The 19,563-nt window shown below is 70.2% G+C and carries 13 protein-coding genes; 2 read left to right on the top strand and 11 right to left on the bottom strand.

The genetic code is table 11. The annotated features are described in order from the left end of the window. The first annotated feature begins 1 nt into the window (after position 1). Entirely contained in the window at positions 2–1,369 is a 1,368-nt protein-coding gene (locus C2868_RS04540; protein WP_103663013.1) for a heparan-alpha-glucosaminide N-acetyltransferase domain-containing protein, read from the top strand. Here C2868_RS04540 and C2868_RS04535 read toward each other — a convergent pair. Genes C2868_RS04535 through C2868_RS04520 form a run of 4 tightly spaced genes read right to left on the bottom strand, consistent with a single transcriptional unit; the run spans position 1,296 to position 6,004 of the window. Further along, positions 1,296–2,258 (bottom strand): carbamate kinase, encoded by a 963-nt coding sequence (locus tag C2868_RS04535; RefSeq protein WP_103663012.1) that lies wholly within the window; start codon positions 2,256–2,258, stop codon positions 1,296–1,298. The two genes, C2868_RS04540 and C2868_RS04535, sit on opposite strands and share 74 nt — an antisense overlap. A gap of 1 nt (position 2,259) precedes the next feature. After that, a complete protein-coding gene (gene argF / locus C2868_RS04530) occupies positions 2,260–3,285 on the bottom strand; it encodes an ornithine carbamoyltransferase (protein ID WP_103663078.1) in 1,026 nt (341 codons plus the stop codon). 5 nt (positions 3,286–3,290) lie between these two features. After that, entirely contained in the window at positions 3,291–4,574 is a 1,284-nt protein-coding gene (locus tag C2868_RS04525) for an arginine deiminase (protein ID WP_103663011.1), read from the bottom strand. Further along, the gene (locus C2868_RS04520) at positions 4,571–6,004 is read right to left on the bottom strand and encodes an amino acid permease (protein ID WP_103663077.1); all 1,434 of its coding nucleotides are present in this window, start codon (positions 6,002–6,004) and stop codon (positions 4,571–4,573) included. The genes C2868_RS04525 and C2868_RS04520 overlap by 4 nt, the downstream gene beginning before the upstream one ends. A gap of 210 nt (positions 6,005–6,214) precedes the next feature. Here C2868_RS04520 and mgtA point away from each other — a divergent pair, with 210 nt between their 5' ends. After that, entirely contained in the window at positions 6,215–8,827 is a 2,613-nt protein-coding gene (gene mgtA, locus C2868_RS04515) for a magnesium-translocating P-type ATPase (protein ID WP_258034399.1), read from the top strand. Positions 8,828–8,898: 71 nt separating this feature from the next. Here mgtA and C2868_RS04510 read toward each other — a convergent pair whose 3' ends face one another. From C2868_RS04510 to C2868_RS04480, 7 genes are all read right to left on the bottom strand, one after another. Further along, positions 8,899–9,966: a hypothetical protein gene (locus C2868_RS04510; protein ID WP_103663009.1), complete on the bottom strand. Its 1,068-nt coding sequence runs from the start codon at positions 9,964–9,966 to the stop codon at positions 8,899–8,901. A gap of 181 nt (positions 9,967–10,147) precedes the next feature. After that, positions 10,148–12,844, bottom strand: a complete 2,697-nt coding sequence (locus C2868_RS04505) for an HAD-IC family P-type ATPase (protein WP_181003340.1) — start codon at positions 12,842–12,844, stop codon at positions 10,148–10,150. 371 nt (positions 12,845–13,215) lie between these two features. Further along, the gene (locus C2868_RS04500; protein ID WP_103663007.1) at positions 13,216–15,216 is read right to left on the bottom strand and encodes an acetoacetate--CoA ligase; all 2,001 of its coding nucleotides are present in this window, start codon (positions 15,214–15,216) and stop codon (positions 13,216–13,218) included. Beyond that, on the bottom strand, positions 15,213–16,112 hold the full coding sequence (locus tag C2868_RS04495) for an HAD-IIA family hydrolase (RefSeq protein WP_103663006.1): 900 nt from the start codon (positions 16,110–16,112) through the stop codon (positions 15,213–15,215). Before C2868_RS04495 ends, C2868_RS04500 begins: the two co-directional genes overlap by 4 nt. Next, positions 16,109–17,683, bottom strand: a complete 1,575-nt coding sequence (locus C2868_RS04490) for a biotin carboxyl carrier protein (protein WP_181003339.1) — start codon at positions 17,681–17,683, stop codon at positions 16,109–16,111. The genes C2868_RS04495 and C2868_RS04490 overlap by 4 nt, the downstream gene beginning before the upstream one ends. After that, entirely contained in the window at positions 17,680–19,047 is a 1,368-nt protein-coding gene (locus C2868_RS04485) for a biotin carboxylase N-terminal domain-containing protein (RefSeq protein ID WP_103663076.1), read from the bottom strand. The genes C2868_RS04490 and C2868_RS04485 overlap by 4 nt, the downstream gene beginning before the upstream one ends. A gap of 3 nt (positions 19,048–19,050) precedes the next feature. Continuing rightward, positions 19,051–19,545, bottom strand: coding sequence for a biotin/lipoyl-containing protein (locus C2868_RS04480; protein ID WP_103663004.1), 495 nt, complete (start codon positions 19,543–19,545; stop codon positions 19,051–19,053). Positions 19,546–19,563: the final 18 nt, after the last annotated feature.

Here is a 19,563-nt window from a genome sequence, read left to right as displayed (position 1 = left end):
GATGCACGATCTCGAGCCTCGGACCGTCCCGTCCGCGGGCGACGCGACCCGACGGCGATGGTCGCTGCGCGACTCCCTGCGGGACTTCGGGCGCGCGCCGCGGCTCATGGGCATCGACGTCGCCCGCGGCCTCGCCGTGTTCGGCATGATCGGCGTGCACGTGGGTGTGGCGTCGACCTTCGACGCCGGCAAGCCCCTCACCTGGACGGCTCTCATCGAGGGACGGTCGTCCATCCTCTTCGCGGTCGTGGCCGGAATCTCGGTGGCGTTCGCCACGGGCATGAGGGTCACACCGACCGGACAGGCACTCCGCAGCGCCCGCCTCAGGATGGCCGGCCGTGCGCTCGCGGTCCTCGCTATCGGTTTGGCGCTGGAGCTCCTCGGCAGCGACATCGCCGTCATCCTGCCCATCTATGGGTTGCTCTTCCTCATCATCATCCCGTTCCTGGGGCTGCGGCGCCGTACACTGCTCGTCATCTCGATAGCGCTCGCGCTCGCGGGCCCGACACTCGTGGCGCTCGTGCGCGCCCTGGCCCTCGGACGGAGCGGCCCCGGCGTCGACTTCCTCATCACCGGGTCGTATCCCCTCACCGTGTGGTTGCCGTTGATCCTCGCCGGGATGGTGGTCGGTCGGTCGTCGCTCCGCCGGACCAAGACGGCGGTGATCGTGACCGGCGTCGGTGTTCTGCTCGCCGTCGGCGGCTACGGCGTGGGCAGCGCGATCAGCGGCTCGGCCGACAGCTGGATCGCCGGAAACGCCTTCTCAAGCGGCTCGTCGGGATCCTTCGGAACACCCGGAGCACAGGTCGACCTCAAGGGCAAGACGTGCATCACGAAGTCCGACAACGTGATCACGTGCTTCTCGGGCGATGGGAGCGGCGGAAAGGGAGGCGTCGGCGAGCAGAGCGGTACCTACCTCGAACGACTCGGCGCATCCGATCTCGGCACCTCACTGGCGGGTGCGTGGGGCGTTTCCCCGCACTCGGGCGGCACGTTCGAGATCATCGGATCGGGCGGCTTCGCGCTCATGATCGTCGGCGCATGTCTTCTCCTCGCTCGCCCCCTGCGTTGGCTTCTGATTCCCGTGGCCGCCGTCGGATCGATGCCCCTGACCGCCTACTCGGCGCACGTGATCTCGTTCGCGGTGCTGATCTCGCCGATCGCACTGGCCCCCGGCCTGATGAGCTTCGACGGAACGGGCACGAGCACGTTCTTCTGGCTCGCCTGCATGGGCACACTGCTGGTCGGCTGCACGGCCTGGGCGCTGACACTCGGGCGGGGTCCGCTGGAGCGCTTCACCGCGTGGGCGGCGCGGAGGATGGACCAGCCCGGAACACCGCCGGATGCCGCGGAGAGAGGGAAGCTGTGATCTGGGTGCCGACGGTGCCGTCGAGGACATCCTGAACGTGATCGAGGGATCCGATCGCGGCACGTTTGCCGGTGGCTTCCACGAAGCCGCAAGCCGCGTCCACTTTCGGCCCCATGGACCCGGCCGCGAACGGCAGCGTCCGCAGCAGCGCGGGGGTCGTGGCGGCGATCACGGTCGCGGCGGGCGTGCCGTAGTCGGCGATCACGCCGGGTACGTCGGTGAGGATCACCAGGGCGTCCGCGTGCAGGAGTCGGGCGAGCAGCGCCGCGGTGTGATCCTTGTCGATGACCGCCTCGACCGGACGGTACCCGTCGGAGTCGATGACCGGGATCCCCCCGCCGCCCCCCATGACCACCGTCGATCCCGCAGCGAGCAGTGTGGCCGCGGCGGAGAGCTCGACGATCCGTCGCGGGAGCGGCGAGGGCACGACGCGACGCCATCCCTCGCCGTCTGCGGCGATGTCCCAGCCGTTGTCGTCGGCGAGACGGCGAGCGTGGCGGCAGTCGTAGACGGCCCCGATGAACTTCGTCGGCGTTCCCATGGCGGCATCGTCGGCATCCACCACGGTGTGCGTGATGACGGTCACCGCCTGCCCGGGATGACCGGCGTTGTGCAGCGCTTGGATGAGCAGGGACCCGATCAGCCCCTGCGTCTCCGCGCCGAGCGCGCTGAGCGGGTACGGGGAGGTCAGCGTCTCGTCCTCTGCGGATTCGCGGGCGAGGAGCCCCACCTGAGGGCCGTTTCCGTGCACGAACACGACCTGGTGGGCGGCGGCGATCCGCGCCAGGGCGGGTGCTGCCAGGGACAGACGGGCAACCTGTGTGGCGGCTTCGGGCGCTTCGTGGCGGTGGAGCAGCGCGTTGCCGCCGAGAGCGATCACGAAACGCACGTCACGCCTGGCCGTCGGCTCCCGTGAGGCTTGCCAGCATCACGGCCTTGATGGTGTGCATCCTGTTCTCGGCCTGATCGAACACGATCGACTGGGGCGAATCGAACACGTCATCCGCGACCTCGGCACCATCCAGCCCATGCGCTGCGGCCAGTTCCCGTCCGAGTTGGGAGTTCTGGTCGTGAATGGCGGGCAGGCAGTGCAGGAACTTGACGTTCGGGTTGCCGGTGCGCTCGAGCATGGCCCGGTCGACGCGGTAGGGGCGCAGCAGCGGGATGCGCTCGGCCCATGCCTCAGGCGGCTCCCCCATGCTCACCCAGACGTCGGTGTACAGGAAGTCCGCGCCACGGACAGCTTCGTCGACGTCTGCGGTCACGAGGACCCGTCCGCCGGACCCGTCGGCGATCCGTTCCGCGATGCGGGTGATGTCCGAGTCGGGGCGCAACTGGTCCGGGCAGGCGACCCGTACATCCATCCCGGCGATCGCTCCGCTCGTGAGCAGGCTGTGGGCGACGTTGTCGCGCGCGTCGCCCAGGAAGCAGACGGATGTCCGCGTGATGGACGTGGTGCTGTGTTCCCGCATGGTGAGCAGGTCGGCGAGGGCCTGGGTGGGGTGCCACCGGTCGGTAAGCCCGTTCCACACCGGCACACCCGCATGCTGGGCGAGGGTCTCGACGTCGGTGTGAGCGTACCCGCGGAACGCGATCCCGTCGTAGAGGCGGCCCAGCACGATCGCGGTGTCCTCGATGGACTCCGCCACACCGAGGTGGCTGCTGGCGGGGTCGATGTACGTGCAGTTGCCGCCCTGCTCGTAGATCGCGACCTCGAATGCACTCCGCGTGCGGGTGGAGGGCTTCTCGAACAGGATCGCGATCGTCCTCCCGGCAAGCCTTGGCTGTTCGGCGCCGTCGGCACGGGCTGCTTTGAGGCGGGCCGCAGCATCCAACAGCTGTTCCTGGTGGGTCCGGTCCAGGTCGTCGTCCTTGAGCAGGTGCGGCAGACGCGACACGGTCGTCGAGGGGCTCATCGGGGTCACGCGGGATCACGCTGGATGGGGCACGACATGCAGCGGGATCCGCCTCGGCCTCGGCCGAGTTCGCTGCCGGAGATGGTGATGACCTCGATGCCCCGTTTGCGGAGCATGGTGTTGGTCGCGACGTTGCGGTCGTAACCGATCACGACGCCGGGGGCGATGGTGAGGAAGTTGTTCGCGTCGTCCCACTGCTCCCGTGCCGCGGCGCGCGGGTCTTCCCTGGTGGTCAGCATCCGGATGCCGTCGGTATCCAGGCTCTCCTCCAGCAGCGGGAGGAGATCGCGGGGTGGTGCGATCGTGAGCCCGTCCGGGTCGGCGCTGGCGGTGATGAGGTGGGCGCGCAACGACGTGTGCCGTAGCGATGGGGAGAGCACGAAGTTGCGCCGATCGAGCATGGTCATCAGAGTGTCCAGGTGCATCATCGCGTGCGATCGGGGCAGGGGGATCGCGATGACCCGCCCGGCCTGTCCCGTGTCGAACAGCTGCTTCGCGAGTGTCTCCACCGCCATCGGGGTGGTGCGCTCCCCCATCCCGATCAGGACCGTGTCGTGGCCGACGATGTGAATGTCGCCGCCCTCGATCGCCGACACCTGCCTGGTCTGGTCCGGGTTGTACCGGTCGATGCGGGCCGCGGCGAACAGCGGATGGTGATCGTAGATGGCGCGGACGTTGACCGTCTCACGCACCCGCGCCGGCTTGGCCATCACGTTCACGTTCACCCCGCCGTAGACCCACGCGGAGCTGTCACGCGGGAACAGGGTGTTCGGCAGTGGCGGGAGCAGGAACCCGAGAGGATCCTTGGTGTGCCAGAGCAGGCTGTCGGTCGCGGGGGTGCCGAACTCGTCGACGGTGATCCCGCCGATCAGCACCTCCGCCAGCTGGTCCGGCGTGCGGTCGTCCAGCATGCTGCGCAGTAGCGGCGCGAGCACCGGCCCGTACTGGTCGGCAGTACACACCCGGTCCAGGACGAACGTCCGTGCCTCCGGGATGGCGAGAGTCTCGGTGAGAAGGTCGGCGAAGTAGTACACGACGACATCGTGGGAGCGGAGCACCTCGACGAACACGTCGTGCTCCGCGCGGGCCTTCGCCGACCACAGCACGTCGTCGAACAGCAGCTCCGTGCAGTTGTCCGGGGTGAGCCGGTCCAGCTCGATCCCGGGACGGTGCACGATCACCTGCCGCAGCTTCCCCACTTCCGAGTGCACGCCGAGGCCCTCGGCGTGCTCCACGCTGGAGGTCGGCGCCACAGTGCTCCGTCGTGCGGTCTGCTGCGTGGCGGTCATGACGACGCACCTCTTCCGGCAACAGCCCGTTCACTGGCCAGTTCGGAGGGGACGCCCAGCGCGGCGGGGGTGTCGGGGACGGCGGGCGTGTCCCAGGGAGTCGGACCGGGGATGCCGTGGCGGCGGTTGGACGCCTTCATCCACACGTACAGGGGCACGCCCAGCATGAATGCGATCGCCCCGTAGAACGTCGCCTGCGCTCCCGTTCCGATGAGCGCCCAGAAGCTGAATGCCAGCGCGAGCACCGAGATGGTGACATCGCGGGCCAGGTGCGGCCACGAGGTGGCGCGGGCGCGGGTGACGAGCCAATAGATCTGCGCGGTCGCGGAGAACAGGTACGGCACGACCGCGGTGAACACCGTCAGCAGGACAACCATCGTGAATACCTGCTCGAAGCTCGTGTAGGCGAGGATCGTCAGCAGGGTGGCGAGGACGGTGGAGCTGATGATCCCCACGAGGGGCATGCCGCGGTGCTCCTTTGCGAACACACGCGGGAACATGCCGTCTTTCGCGGCGGCGTGTGGCATCTCGCCGATGATGAACGTCCACCCCACCAGGCATCCCAGTCCGGAGACGACCGCGACCGCGGCGATCGTCTGCCCTGCCCACGTTCCGGAGAAGATCGCGTTCGCGGCGTCGCTGAACGGAGCGGTCGACGTACGCAGATCACTGTTGCTCACCGTACCGAACACGGCGAGGATGCCGAGGATGTACACGAGCCCGCAGGCGATGGTGCCGTAGACGGTAGCGCGGGGCACGTTCTTCCCGGGGTCGCGGACCCGCCCGGCGGCGACAGATGCGGTCTCGATGCCGAGGTACGCGAACAGGGCTACGGCACCGGCGCCGGCAAGGGCAGTCCAGGAGTCGGTCCCGGATGAGTTGAACGGGCCGAGGTTGGCGGGGTTGAGGAAGAACAGACCCAGGATCGCGATCAGAGCGAGCGGCACGATCTTCAAGACTGTGAACAGCACCTGCGCTCCCCCCATGCTTCGCAGCCCGAGCACGTTGATGAGCACCGGGATCCACAGGCACACGACCGCGATGACGATCGACCAGCCCACGTTGTGTTCTGTGTTGACGAAGACCTCGACGTAACCTGTCAGCGCGACGACGATCGCGGCGTTGCCCGCCCACGCGGTGAGCCAATACGACCAGGCGTTGAGGAATCCGGCGAACTCTCCGAATGCATCCCGCGCGTACAGGTAGGGCCCGCCGGAACCGGGCACACGTCTGGTGAGCTGCCCGAACACGATCGCCAAGGCGAGGGCACCGATCGTGACGAGGACGAACGCGACGAGACTGATCGGACCGAATGCGGCCAGTGCGGTCGGAAGCCCGAACACACCGGTTCCGATCACGGAGCCGACAACGAGGGCGGAGGCTGCGGGGAGCCCGAGTTGCTTGACCCGGGGCGGTGGTGATGTGGTCATGACCGCCATGCTGGCCTCACCCGGTTGCGACGGTGCGGGTCGAAGGTCCTATCGTGACGCGAGCACGTTGAGGTGGACTGGAGGCGCCGATCACTGCGACAGGTGGAAGGGACTCCCGCTCCGATGACGACAAGGACTCCGCATCGGGCAGGACCTCACCACACGAGAACGACCGAGCAGACCGCCGCATCCGGGACCCCTCCCCTGACGGTGCGCGAGACAGCTGTGCGCCGGAGCGCCGACGTCCTCACGATGCTGTCCTCGGCCCCGGACGGTCTGGCGACGGCGGAGGCGGACGCCCGAAGGGCCCGTGTGGGTCCGAACGTGCTGCGCGAGCGACGCGCACGGCCGTGGCGCGTGCTGGGCCGCCAGGTGAGGAGCCCCATCCTGATCCTGCTGTTCGTCACCGCCGTGGTGTCGACGTTCCTCGGCGAGGCCGCGAACGCCGTGATCATCGGGATCATCCTCGCCGCGAGCATCGGCCTGGGGTTCGTGAGCGAATACCGGGCCGAGCGCACGGCCGATGCCTTGCACGATCGCATCCGGCACACGGTCATCGCGCGCCGCGACGGCGCCCCCACCGAGATCGATGTCACCGACCTCGTCCCCGGGGACGTCATCGCGCTGTGCACCGGCACCGTGGTGCCCGCCGACATGCGCCTCCTCGAGGCCCACAACCTCGCGTGCGACGAGAGCATCGTGACCGGCGAATCCGTGCCCACCACCAAGGCCACGCAACCCGCGGACCACGATGCGGGGATCGCCGACCTCACCTCCTGCGTGCTGATGGGTACGGTGGTGCAGTCCGGCAGCGGTACGGCTGTCGTCGTGGCGACCGGGGCCCGCACCGAGTTCGGGCGGATCGCCGCCGGTCTCGCAACCGCGCAGACGCAGACGGGTTTCCAGCGCGGCCTCGGCCGATTCTCGATGCTCCTGCTCGAGGTCGCCCTGACCCTGACGACGGTGATCTTCGTCGCGAACGTGCTGCTGCACCGCCCCATCCTGGACGCGCTGCTCTTCTCCCTCGCGATCGCCGTGGGCATCACCCCGCAGCTTCTGCCCGCCGTGGTCAGCACGAGCCTCGCCGCCGGCACGCGCGCGCTCGCGAAGCGCCGCGTCCTGGTGAAGCGGCTCGTGTGCATAGAAGACCTCGGCGACATGGACATCCTCGTCACCGACAAGACGGGCACCCTCACCGAAGGCCGGATCAGCTTCACGCGCGCCCTGCCCGCCGACCCCGCGACCGACCCCGATGAGCTTCAGCTTCTCGGCCTGCTCGCAACCGAAGCCGACTACGCCACGACGCCGCACACCATCGTCGGGCTGAACCCCCTGGATGCGGCGCTGTGGGACGCGGCTCGACCGGCGTCCGCGCGGCCCGAGACGTACCGTCGCGTCGATCTGCTCGCGTTCGACCACGAGCGGCGGCGCACGACCGTCCTGGCCGACACCCCCGCGGGCGAACGCATCGTCGTGACGAAAGGGTCGCCCGAGGAGGTGATGGGCGCCTGCTCCCACATCCCTGCCGGCGCCCGGGCGATCCTGGACGGCGAGTATGCGGATGGCGCACGGGTGGTTGCGGTTGCGACGAAATCCGCACCGCAGCTGCAGAACCTCACTATCGGCGATGAGGACGGCCTATCCCTGATGGGCTTCCTCGTGTTCCTCGACCGGCCCAAACCCGACGCCCGCGCCTCACTGGACGAGCTCGCGCGACTGGGCATCACGGTGAAGATCGCCACCGGCGACAACGCCGTCGTCGCACAGAAGGTCCTGGCCGATCTCGGTTTCGTCTCCGGCGGCACCTTGACCGGCTCGGAGATCGACGCTCTCGGTGATGACGCGCTGCGCCGGGCCGCGTCCACCGCGACGATCTTCGCGCGGGTCTCTCCGGAGCAGAAGGCGCGGATCATCCGCCTGCTGCGCCGCTCCGGGCGCGGCGTCGGATTCCTCGGCGACGGGGTCAACGACGCCCTCGCCCTGCACCAGGCCGATATCGGCATCTCCGTGGAGACCGCCACGGACGTCGCGAAGGATGCCGCGGACGTGCTTCTGCTCGACAAGGACCTGGGGGTTCTCGCCGACGGCGTCATCGAGGGCAGACGGATCTTCGCCAACACGATCAAGTACGTGCTGATGGGCACGTCCAGCAACTTCGGGAACATGTTCAGCGCCTCAGTCGCCTCCGTCGTGCTCCCGTTTCTGCCGATGCTGCCCGGGCAGATCCTGCTGAACAACCTGCTCTACGACAGCGGGCAGCTCGCGATCCCCAGCGACCGGGTCGACCCGGAGCAGCTGCGGGCGCCGTCGCACTGGGACATCGGCTTCATCCGCCGGTTCATGCTGTTGTTCGGGCCCATCAGCTCCCTGTTCGATTTCGCCACTTTCGCGCTGATGATGTTCGTCTTCCACGCCGCCGAGGGTGAGTTCCAGGCCGGATGGTTCATCGAGTCCGTCGCCACCCAGACCCTGATCATCTTCGCCATCCGAACCCACCGCATCCCGTTCGTGCGCAGCCGACCGTCGGCGGGCCTCACCATCACGTCCCTCGCCGTCGTCGCGATCGGGGTGTGGTTGCCCTATTCGCCGGTGTCGGGGTTGCTCGGCTTCCAGCCGCTCCCGGCCCTGTTCTTCCTGGCCCTCGTCGGCATGATGGTCGCGTACCTCGTGTGCGTCGAGGCCGCCAAGGGCTGGTTCTTCGCCCGTCCCGCCCAGCAACCCGCACCGCAGCCGCCCATCGTGGCACGGATGCGCCGCTATCAGCGCCGCGTGCACCGCCGCTCCGCTCGATTCGCCGCCCCCTCGCCGGCCCAGACCCGGTGACCGGACCGGGACGGTGGCCGTCTCAGCAAGCCGTGAAGCGTCACATCATGATCGGGTGCCGACCCGGGGCATCAGAAGTCCGTCACATAACGCAGCAGTGCCGCGGCGGGGCCGGTCCCGTCCGGTGGGCCCGGGTGCACGGGAACGATGATCGCATCGTCGGCGAGAGCCTGGCGGACGAGTTCGTCATGACGGTCCGGGAGCCCGCCCGCTGGGGGCGCGTCGGCTGCGGGCGCACGCCAGTCCGTGTCGATGAACAGCGTGTCGATCGCGCCGGCCCGGGATGCCCTCTCGATGGCGTCGAGCTCGTACAGCACCAGACTCGGGGAGGCCTCGGTCAGCCGGTCGAGCTGCGACTCGCGTCTGCGTGCGCGCACCTCCCCAACTCGGGAATCGGCGAGGTCGCCGAGTCTGTCCGGGGTGTCGTCGTCGTGATTGCCGGGGAGCGTCCCGGCCAGGGATGCCGAGTTGGGGAGGGTGTCCTGGAGAATGCTCGACAGCGGCTCGGCCGCGGCGATCAGGAGCAGGGCCCCCGCCTCGTGGAGGACGGGTCCGATGGCCCGGTGGATGGCGCGGGCGTACTCCCGCAGGCGCTCTTTGGGATCCTCGGAGGTGCGCAGATGCGCGAGGGTGTCCCGATCCCCCGTGAGATCCAACCGGACTGTGGTGCGCAGGCTCTCGGGAAGACCGGGCACATCGACGACACGAGGGGGATGCGCGGTCACGTCGACGAGGCGGATGCTGTTCTCCGACGCGGCGAGCGCGAACACCGGCGGTTGCACGGCGAGCATGCCCTCCACGAGAGGGGCGATGAGAAAACGGTCGCCTACTCCCACCCATGGCGCGGGTGACGTGATCAGCGGGATCGACTCGCACTCCTCGGGCGTGGCGAAGATGCCCACCGATCGGATCCGCTCATCCATCCGCACGCGATCCGCGGTATCACTCGCGAGCCGCTCCAGCTGGCCGCGGATCGCGTCGGTGGTCGATGTGGGCGCGCCCGCGTCGGCCAGGGCACGCAACACATCGCGTATCTGCGTGCGAGCCTGTTCTGTCGGGTGATTGCCGCGCAGCCAGGCGCCCGCGTCGCCATAGACCGTGACGCACCAGGGTGCGCGCGTATCGGCGATGCGGCGCACCTCAGTTCGCGCCGGTGATGACGATCTTCCGGGGAGTCCCGACCTGTGTGGGTGGGACGCTGGCGGCGAGTACTGCCTACCGGTCATGAGATCTCCTTCCGGCGAGCATGCAGAAGTTGCACACCCGCTAGCGTCGCTCCTGCTCGCGCAGCCGGGAAGGGTCCTTGGTCCCACGCCCGTGTCACCGAGGGTCGGCGGGTCGGGTTCGGTCGCTCTCTCCGTGAGATTCCCGCTGCGTCCGAGCCGTGTCCGCCGGGTGGGACGAAGATCCAGGGGCCCGTTGCGCGGCTCTCCTCTCGAGACGGCGGTGGACGAGCTTGCCGGTCTCGACGACCACGAGCACCGATGAGGCGATCAGTGCCGCGACGGCCCAGTCGGTCGGTGCCAGAGGCACGACACCGAGGACGCCGGCAGCCGCCGGCCACGCCATCACCGCCCACAGCAGGGCGACCGAGACCACGACCGAGACCAGCAGCAACCGGTTGCGCAGCGGGTTCAGCCGGAACAGCGACATCTTCTCCGAGCGGGCGTTGCCGACCTGGAAGACATTGAAGAACACGAACGTCACCAACGCCAGGGAGCGCGCGTACTCGAGGTCGGCGCCGGATCGGAGCGCCCCCTCGAACACGACCAGCACGATCATCCCCATCCATACCCCGGTCAGGAACGTGCGTACCCACAACGCGCGGGACAGCACGCCCTCACGACGTGGTCGCGGTGGATGCGCGAGCTCGTCCCCGTGGGCGGGTTCGAACGCCAACGCGATGTCCTGGATGCTGTCGGTGACCAGGTTAATCCAGAGGATCTGCACCGGCAGGAACAGCAGCGGCTGGTCGAGAAGCAGGTTCACCGTCAACGCCAGCACCGCTGCAATCCCGGTCGAGAGGAGGAAGAAGGTCGCGTTGCGGATCGCGGCGAACGTCACGCGGCCCTGCTCGACGGCGTGGACGATCGTCACGAAGTCGTCGTCGGTGAGGATCAGGTCGGCGGCGTCCCGGGCGACATCGGTGCCCGACCTGCCCATCGCCACGCCGATCGCCGCGGCTTTCAGCGCCGGGGCGTCGTTCACGCCGTCACCCGTCACCGCCACCGTCTCGCCGGAGGCGGTCAAGGCCTGCACGATTCGCAGCTTGTCCTGGGGAGTGGCACGCGCGACGACGTTGGTCTGCGCGAGGCGGGCGACGAGTGCCGCCTCGTCCAGGGCCGCCATCTCCCCGCCGGTCAGGGGGTGACCCGCATGGGGAACCCCCAGCTGTGCGGCGATCGCCTGCGCGGTGGCAGGGTGGTCGCCGGTGAGCATCTTCACCGTCATTCCCGCGCGCGCACAGGAGGCGATCGCCTCCTCCACCCCCGGCCGCGGCGGGTCGATCATCGCCTCGAAACCCAGGAACGTGAGTCGGGCAGGGGACGGCAGCGGCATCGACGCGAGCTCGCCGTCGTCGAGCTCGCGTTCCGCGGTCGCGATGACCCGCAGCCCACGGTCCGCGAGATCCCGGTGCGCATGCTCCGCCATCTCGATCCCGACGACATCGCCGTCCAGGGTTGCCGCGGTCGTGCAGAGGGTGAGGATGACGTCGGGCGCGCCCTTGACGAACAGCATCCTTCGGCCATCCGGATCGTGGCGCACCGACTGCGACAATCGCAGCTCGGGCTCATAGGGCGTGTATGCCTCGGCGCGAGCGGCTCGTTCGTCCGCGGTCACCGCGCCGGCGTCCAGCGCTGCCGATGCCATGGCGACGTCGACGGAGTCCCCGACCAGCACGCCCTCCCGGACGGCCGCCTCGTTGGTGAGCGCGCCGGCCCGCAACGTCCGCCTGACTGTCGGGGTGACGTGCTCACCGGGCCGCCAGGCTCCGTCGACGGTCCAGATCTCGGTGACCGTGAGCCGGTTCTGTGTGAGTGTTCCGGTCTTGTCACTGAGGATCACGGTCGTGGACCCCAGCGTCTCCACCGCCGGCAGATGCCGCACGATCGCACGCCGACGCGCCATCTGCGACACACCGACACTCAACGCGACGGTGAGCACGATGGGGAGTGATTCGGGAACCGAGGCGACCGCCAGCGCCACCGCGGTGCGCACCATCTCGCCCGGCGCATACCCGCCGACCACACCGGCCACGAACACGAAGAAGATCGCGGCCAGCAGGGCGACCACGATCTGACGTTCCAGTCTCCGCGTCTTCTGCTGCAAAGGAGTCAGAGCAGGCGGAGCCTGCACCAGGTCGCTGATGGCCCCCAGCTCGGTGTCCGCACCCGTCGCAACCGCCACGGCCCGCCCGCGCCCCGCAGTGACCAACGTCCCCGAATACACCATGTTCGTCCGCTCACCGAGGACGGCGTCGGCCGCGACGATGCCGGCCTGCTTGTCTACGGGGAACGATTCTCCGGTGAGCAGGGACTCGTCCACGCGCAGCGCGTTCGCGCGGAGCAGCCGCAGATCTGCCGGCACACGCTCCCCCGCCACGAGCAGGACGATGTCCCCGGGCACGACCTCGCGCGACGGCACCGTTCGTGTCGTGTCACCACGGACCACCTGCGCCACGGTCGTGGACAGCGATCGCAATCCGCGCAGGTCTCGTTCCGCCTTGCGCGTCTGCCAGAATCCGAGCGTGGCGTTCAAGACGATCACGACGAAGATCGCGGTCACATCCACCCACTCCCGCTGAACGATCGTGACGGCACCGGCGATGAGCAGGATGAAGATCAACGGCCCGGCGAGCTGACGGCCGAGCACCTTCCACCACGGGTCCGGGTGCACGGAGGGAAGCTCGTTCGGGCCATGGACGTGAAGCCGATGCCCGGCGTCCTGCTCCGTCAGCCCCTCGGGCCCCGTGCCCAGAGCCTCCAGCAGTGCCGCCTCATCGAGCTCGGCCCACACCAGAGACCCGGGCGAATTCCGCGTAGGTAGGTCGCCCGGCATCAGATACCCGGTGCTCGGGCGATCCCTGCACGTCCCGCCGTGCCGACCGGGTGCCCGCGCCGCACACCGGTGGCCGACACCGCGGACGAGGGGACGAGGGGCGCCGTCCCGGGACGGCGCCCCTCTCGCGGCCCTCCGGGAGACGATGCGCCGGTGCCCGAATCGGCGTGCCGTCTCGAACCAGAGGGCGACCCAACGGGCCCGGCGTCCCCGGGGCGTCCCCCATGCGAAGGGCGTGCTCCGAGAAAGCCGAGGTCCATCGATTCAGTCTGCGCCGTGGAATCACGAACATCCGGGCCCTAAGTCCCAGCAGCCCGTGTTCTCCACCATCACGCCGTCTGCCGGGACGGGGACGGTGCGGCGGCGAGCTCCGCGGCGAACGCGGCGTAGGCGTCGAAGACATGGGGGTCATCCAGCGAGGAGAGGGCGGCGAGCTCGGCCGGGTCCTGACCCTGGAGGATGCGTTTTACGGGCACCTCCAGCTTCTTGCCCGTGCGTGTGCGGGGCACGGCGGGAACGGTGACGATCCGGTCGGGGACGTGCCTCGGCGTCAGCGCCTCCCGAAGTGCGCGATGGATGTCGCGGCGGGCCGTCTCCTCCACCCACCCGCTGCCCGGCACGACGAACAGCACGAGCAGACCTGGCCCGCCCTCTGGATCCTCCAGGTGCACCACGAGGCTGTCGGCGACGGTCGGCAGCTCCTCCACGACGCGGTAGAACTCCGCCGTGCCGAGGCGCACACCGCCACGGTTGAGCGTCGCATCCGACCTGCCCGCGACGATGCAACTGCCGGCAGGGCCGAACCGCACCCAGTCGCCGTGCCGCCAGATCCCCGGATAGACGTCGAAGTACGCCTCGCGGAAGCGCGTGCGGTCCGCGTCCGCCCAGAAGCCGATGGGCATCGAGGGCATCGGGCGTCGGATGACCAGCTCGCCGAGTTCGTCGACGACGACGCGTCCCTGCGGGTCGAACGCGACGGCGTCGACACCGAGCGAGGCGCCGCTGATCTCGCCCGCCCACACGTCGTGGAAAGGGGAGCCCTGCACGATCGCCGAGCAGACGTCCGTGCCACCGCTGCCCACGTTCAGCAGGACGTCGTCGCCGAACTGCTCGTGGACCCAGGCGAAGCCGGCCGCCGTGAGCGGGCTTCCCGCGACGCCGACCTGGCGCACCGCCGAGAGGTCGTGGTCGCGCGCGGGCCGCAGCCCCGCGTCCCGTGACGCCATGATCAGACCGGGGCTCGCCCCCATGAGCGTCGCGCGCGTGGCGGCGGCGAGCCGCCACTGGCTGTCGAGGTCCGGGTAGAGCGGATTGCCGTCGATGAGCACGGCCGCGGCCCCGTGCAGCAGCGCGGAGACCAGCGTGTTCCACATCATCCACGCGGTCGTCGTGAACCACAGCAGCCGATCCCCCGCCCGCAGGTCCCAGTGCAGCCCCAGCGACTTCAGGTGCTCGAGCAGGATTCCGCCGTGGCCGTGCACGATCGGCTTCGGCTTGCCCGTGGTGCCGGAGGAGAACAGGACGAACAGCGGATGCGAGAACGGCACGGCGTCGAACACGAGCGGCTCGTCGGTCTCCGCGGCGAGCTCGTCCCACAGCACATCGCCCTCGGCCCGGAACTCACCGTACGGCACGCCCACCACATGCCGTACGGTGGGCAGCCCCGCGCGGAGCGCGGCGACATCGGGAGCCTTGTCGATCGCCTTATCGCCGTAGCGGTACCCGTCGGCGACCAGGAGCACGACGGGATCGAGCTGTCCGAACCGGTCGATCACCGCCCGGCTGCCGAACTCCGGCGCGCAGCTGGCCCACACCGCGCCCAGACTCGCGGCGGCGAGGAAGGCGACGACGGTCTCGGGGATGTTGGGCAGGTAGGCCACCACCCGGTCGCCCCGCCCCACGCCGAGCCGGCGCAGGCCTGCGCGCACCCGCCGCACCTGCTCGCCGAGCGCGCCGAAGGTGAGTTCGGCATCCTCGCGCGTCTGCGAGGTCGCGATGAGTGCGAGCGAGTCAGGGTCATGCCGGAGACAGTGCTCTGCGTAGTTCAGCTCCGCTCCGTCGAACCACCGGACCTCCGGCATCGTCTCACCCGTGAGCACGGCCCGGGCGGGCACGGCGGCGCGGACCCCGAAGTAGTCCCAGATCGCCGTCCAGAATGCATCGAGGTCCTCGACGGACCAGGCGTGCAGCGCGGTCACGTCGGCGAAGTCCAGACCGCGCTCGGCGCCCAGCCACCGCACGAAGTCCGCCAGCACGGATGCCTCGCGCAGCGCCGGGGACGGACGGTAGAGGAGGCGGTGCGCGGGCGCACCGGCATCCGCCGCGCTCATCGGTCGGCGCCCGTCGCCAACGCCAGTCGCAGGAGGTCCGCCTCCGCGAAGAGCGCCGCCAGCTCGGGCATCGAGTCCACGACCAGGTCGGGCACGTCCTCGGCCGTCGCGTCGGCGATCGTCTCCCTGGTCGCCATGCCGGTCAGCACGATGCCGGCGACGGCGCCCGCGCGCCGGGCCATCCCGCTCTCCAGATAGACGTCGTCGCCCACGACCAGCGTGCGGGCGGGCGTCGTCCCGAGCGCCCAGCACACCGTGTCCATCGCGTACTCCGAGGGCTTGCCGAGCACCGTCCACGGCCGACCTGTCACATGCGAGAGTCCCGCCGTGATGAACCCGGAGACGCCGACGTTCAGGCGGTCCTGGCTCGCGAAGGCGGGGGCGTCGGACGTGCAGTAGAGCGCCGCACCGGCGAGGATGGCCTCGGCCGCGAACTGCAGCTTGGGCTTGGCGAAATCGGTGTCCCAGCCGACGAGCACGGCGACCGCACCGCACTGTGCGCCGGACGCGTGGTCGTCGGGGTCGACGAGGGTGATGCCGTGGTCCCGCAGGACCGAGACCACCCCGTCGCCGCCGTAGGCGAGCACCGGGGCGTCCGCATAGCGCTCCCGGATGACGCGAGCGGCAGCGACCGCCGGTGTGAGCACCTCGTCGTCCGCGACCTCGATGCCGAGTGCGCGCAAGTGGGCGGCGATGTCGGAGGGCCGCTGGGCCGTGCCGTTGGTGAAGGCGCACAGCCGGCGCCCGGAGTCCCGGGTACGCGCGATCATCTCCGCCGCTCCCGGCAGGGCGACGCCCCCGCGTCCGCTCGGGCCGTCCGAGAGCACGAGACAGCCGTCGATGTCGAACATGATGCCGTCGACGGCGGCGAGTCTACGGATGATATCGGACGTCATCGGTCCTCCTTCGTGGGGCGGTCCAGTGCGATGCGCGCGTCGCCCGACCAGACGCGCAGCGAGCGCCAGCGGGGCAGCTCGTGCACGGCGTCGATGAACGAGACGACGTCCGTGACGGCGGTCGTGCGGCGCCGCGGGGCGCCGGACCAGCGCGGAGCCGGTCCCGCGGCGTACATCGGGGCGAGCTGCTCCTCGGGCAGTACGATCGCCAGCAGCAGCTCCTCCTCGCTGAGGCGCCGGCCGAGGCGGGCGGCGTGGATCTCGTGCAGCTCGGCCAGCGACCGCTCCTCCTGTTCCCGGTCGAGCTCTGCCGCACGCGGAAGGTCGCGCACGCGGGAGACGACCTCGGGATCGATCTCGCCCTCGGGTGTGCCGAAGTGGCCGAGCACGAAGCGCACGACCTCGTCCGGGATGCGGCTGTAGCGGTCCTGTCCGCTGTCCTGAGCGAGCACGTTCATGAGTGCCTGGCTGCCGACGAACTGGCTGAACGGCGTCACCATGATCGGGTAGCCGAGCTCGGCGCGCACCCGCACGCACTCCTCCAGCACCCTCGGCAACCGGTCGGCGAGCCCGATCTCGCCGAGCTGCCGGATGAGGGTGCCGCGCATGCCGCCCGGCACCTGGTGCACATGAGCACCGAGATCGAACTCCGACGGGGTGCCGGCGGGAAGTCCCTGGGTGTCCGCGATGTCCCACAGCGTCGCAGCCGCGCGGGTCGCGGCGTCCCGATCCGCCTCGATCTCGATGCCGACGGCGTCCAGATTCGTGAGCAGGTGCTCGAGGCTCGGCTGAGCCGTACCGTTCGAGAGCGGCCCGAGCCCGGTGTGGAGGACGTCGACGTCGAGCGCGGCCGCGGTGACATACAGCTGCGACGCGGCGCCCGTCGTCGTGTGGCTGTGCAGCTCCAGGGGCTTGGAGACGGCGGCCCTCAGCCTCGGGACGAGGTCGCGCACCCGCTCGACGGTGAGCAGACCGCCCGGATCCTTGAGGTAGACGCGGTCGATCGCGGGCTCGGCCTCGTAGGCGAGCGCGTTGGCGAGGTAGCGCTCGTCGGTGTGCACGGGGCTCTCCGTGAACACGACGCCCGCCACCACCTGCGTGAACCCCTCGTCCTTGGCCCACCGCGCGACCCGGCAGGTGGCGTCGCGGTCGTTCATCGGCTCGGCGATCTGGAGCCGGCGGACGCCGTGCGTGGCGAGCATCCGGAGTGCGAGGCGCATGACCGGCTCGGTCGCTCTCTCCCACGACATGAAACGCATCCCCGTCGTGATCGCCGACAGCAGGACCCCGGGGGCCGCGGCGCTCACCCGGTCGAGCCGCTCCCACGGGTTCTCCCGGTGGAACTTCACCCCGACGGAGAGGTGAGTCGAGCTCGTGACGTCGATCGCGTCGAACCCCACCGCCGCGAGCCCCGCAGCGGCCGCCTCTGCCATGCCGGTCGTGATGCCGGTCGCCCCCCACAGGCTCTGATTGCCGTCGCGCAACGACGTGTCGACGACGCGCACAGGTCCGCGGGTCCGGGTCGCGCCCAGTGCCGTCAGATGTGGCGCGCGGGAGGCCGTCTCGGTCATCGGATGCCCTCTCTCAGCGTCTCCCATTCACGGCCGAACCACGTGGTCGGCACCGGTCCCGCCCGGAACTGCTCGTGGCCGAGCACGGCCGCCAGCATCGGCAGGGTCGTGGCGATGCCCTCGATGCGGGTGGCGCGGACGGCCGCGAGCGCCGCGGCGATGGCGGCCTCGCGGTCATGGGATCGCACGATGAGCTTGGCGGCCAGACTGTCGTAGTAGGGCGGGAAGTCGAAGCCCGACGCGATCTGCGTCTCGATGCGGATGCCGGGTCCGTGCGGCCACCGCACCTCACCGATGCGCCCCGCGTTCGGCCGGAAGTCGGCGGCGGGATCCTCCGCGTTAATGCGCAGCTCGATCGCGACGGCGGGCGGCACGGCCGGCGGATCGGGCAGCTCCGTCGGTCGTCCGAGTGCCAGCAGCAGCTGCGCCGCCACCAGGTCGACCCCGAACGCCTCCTCGGTCACCGGGTGCTCGACCTGGATGCGCGCGTTGACCTCCAGGAAGACCACGTCGTCGCTGAGCGTGTCCACGAGGAACTCGACCGTGCCGGCCCCGCGGTACCGCAGGGCGCGCACGAGCGCCCGTGAGGCGTCGTGCAGGGTGCGGCGCCGTTCGGGCGAGAGATCGGGCGCCGGGCATTCCTCGATGAGCTTCTGGTGCCGCCTCTGCACGGAGCAGTCGCGGTCGCCGAAGATCAGCACGCCGCCCTCGCCGTCGCCGAAGACCTGCACCTCGACGTGGCGCGCCGAGCCGTAGTAGCGCTCGATGTAGAGGTCGCCGTTGCCGAACGCGGCGGCGGCCTCCTGCGCGGCCTGAGGCGCGAGCGCGACCAGCTCCGCCTCGGAGGCGGCCAGGCGGATGCCCCGGCCTCCACCGCCGTGGATGGCCTTCACCAGCAGCGGGTAGCCGACCTCCGCGCCGAGGGCGGCGACGTCGTGGACGTCGGTGATCAGGCGTCCCTGCGCGACCGGGACGCCCGCCGCGACCGCCACCGCGCGCGCGCTGCCCTTGTCCCCCACCGCGCGCAGCGTCTCCGGCCGTGGTCCGGCGAAAGCGATCCCCTCCGCCTCGAGCAGTTCGCACAGTCGCGGCTGCTCGCTGAGGAACCCGTACCCGGGGTGGACGACATCGGCGCCCGCGTTGACCGCGGCCTGCGCGATGAGCTCGGGCCGCAGGTAGCTCTGCGCGGCGGGCGCCGGACCGATCGTGAGGACGCGGTCGGCGGCGCGGGCCGCGATCGAATCGGTGTCGGCGGCGCTCGCGGCGAGCACCGACTCGGCACCGATACGCCGCGCGGCGGCGACGATGCGCGCCGCGATCTCACCGCGGTTGGCGACGAGCACGACGGGAGAGGCCGCGGACACGACTCAGGCCTCGAGCCGGGCGAGGACCTCGCCGAACTGCACGTGCGCCCCGTCATCCGCCTCGAAGCCCGCGATGACGCCGGCGACACCGGCGGACACCGGGTTCATGAGCTTCATGATCTCGATGATCCCGATCGTCGTGTCGGGCTGCACCGCGTCCCCCGGCTCCACGAACGGCGGCTCCCCGGGAGCGGGACGGCGGTAGAAGACGCCGAGCATCGGCGCGGTGATGGCCGCACCTGTCGCCACGGACTCGTGGGCGGGCGTGGGCCCCGGGGCGGACACGGGGGCGGGCGGCGCCGGCTGCGGGGGCCGATCCGCGCTGACCGCGTCCGTGGCCGCGACGACATGTTCCGGGGGGCCGCCGATGGTGCCGGTGCGGGAGAGCTGGACCGAGACGTCGCCGAATGCGACGGCGACGTCGTCGTACTCGCCACCGTCGAGGATGGCGATGAGATCGAGTAGTTGCTGCCAGCTCGGCGAGGAATCCGGGGCCACGTCGCCCTCCTTACGGTC

The sequence above is a fragment of the Microbacterium sp. CJ77 genome (assembly GCF_002911615.1).
Classification (GTDB): domain Bacteria; phylum Actinomycetota; class Actinomycetes; order Actinomycetales; family Microbacteriaceae; genus Microbacterium.
The sequence above is the reverse complement of the archived record's forward strand: the minus strand, read 5'-3'. Positions and strand labels throughout refer to the sequence as shown.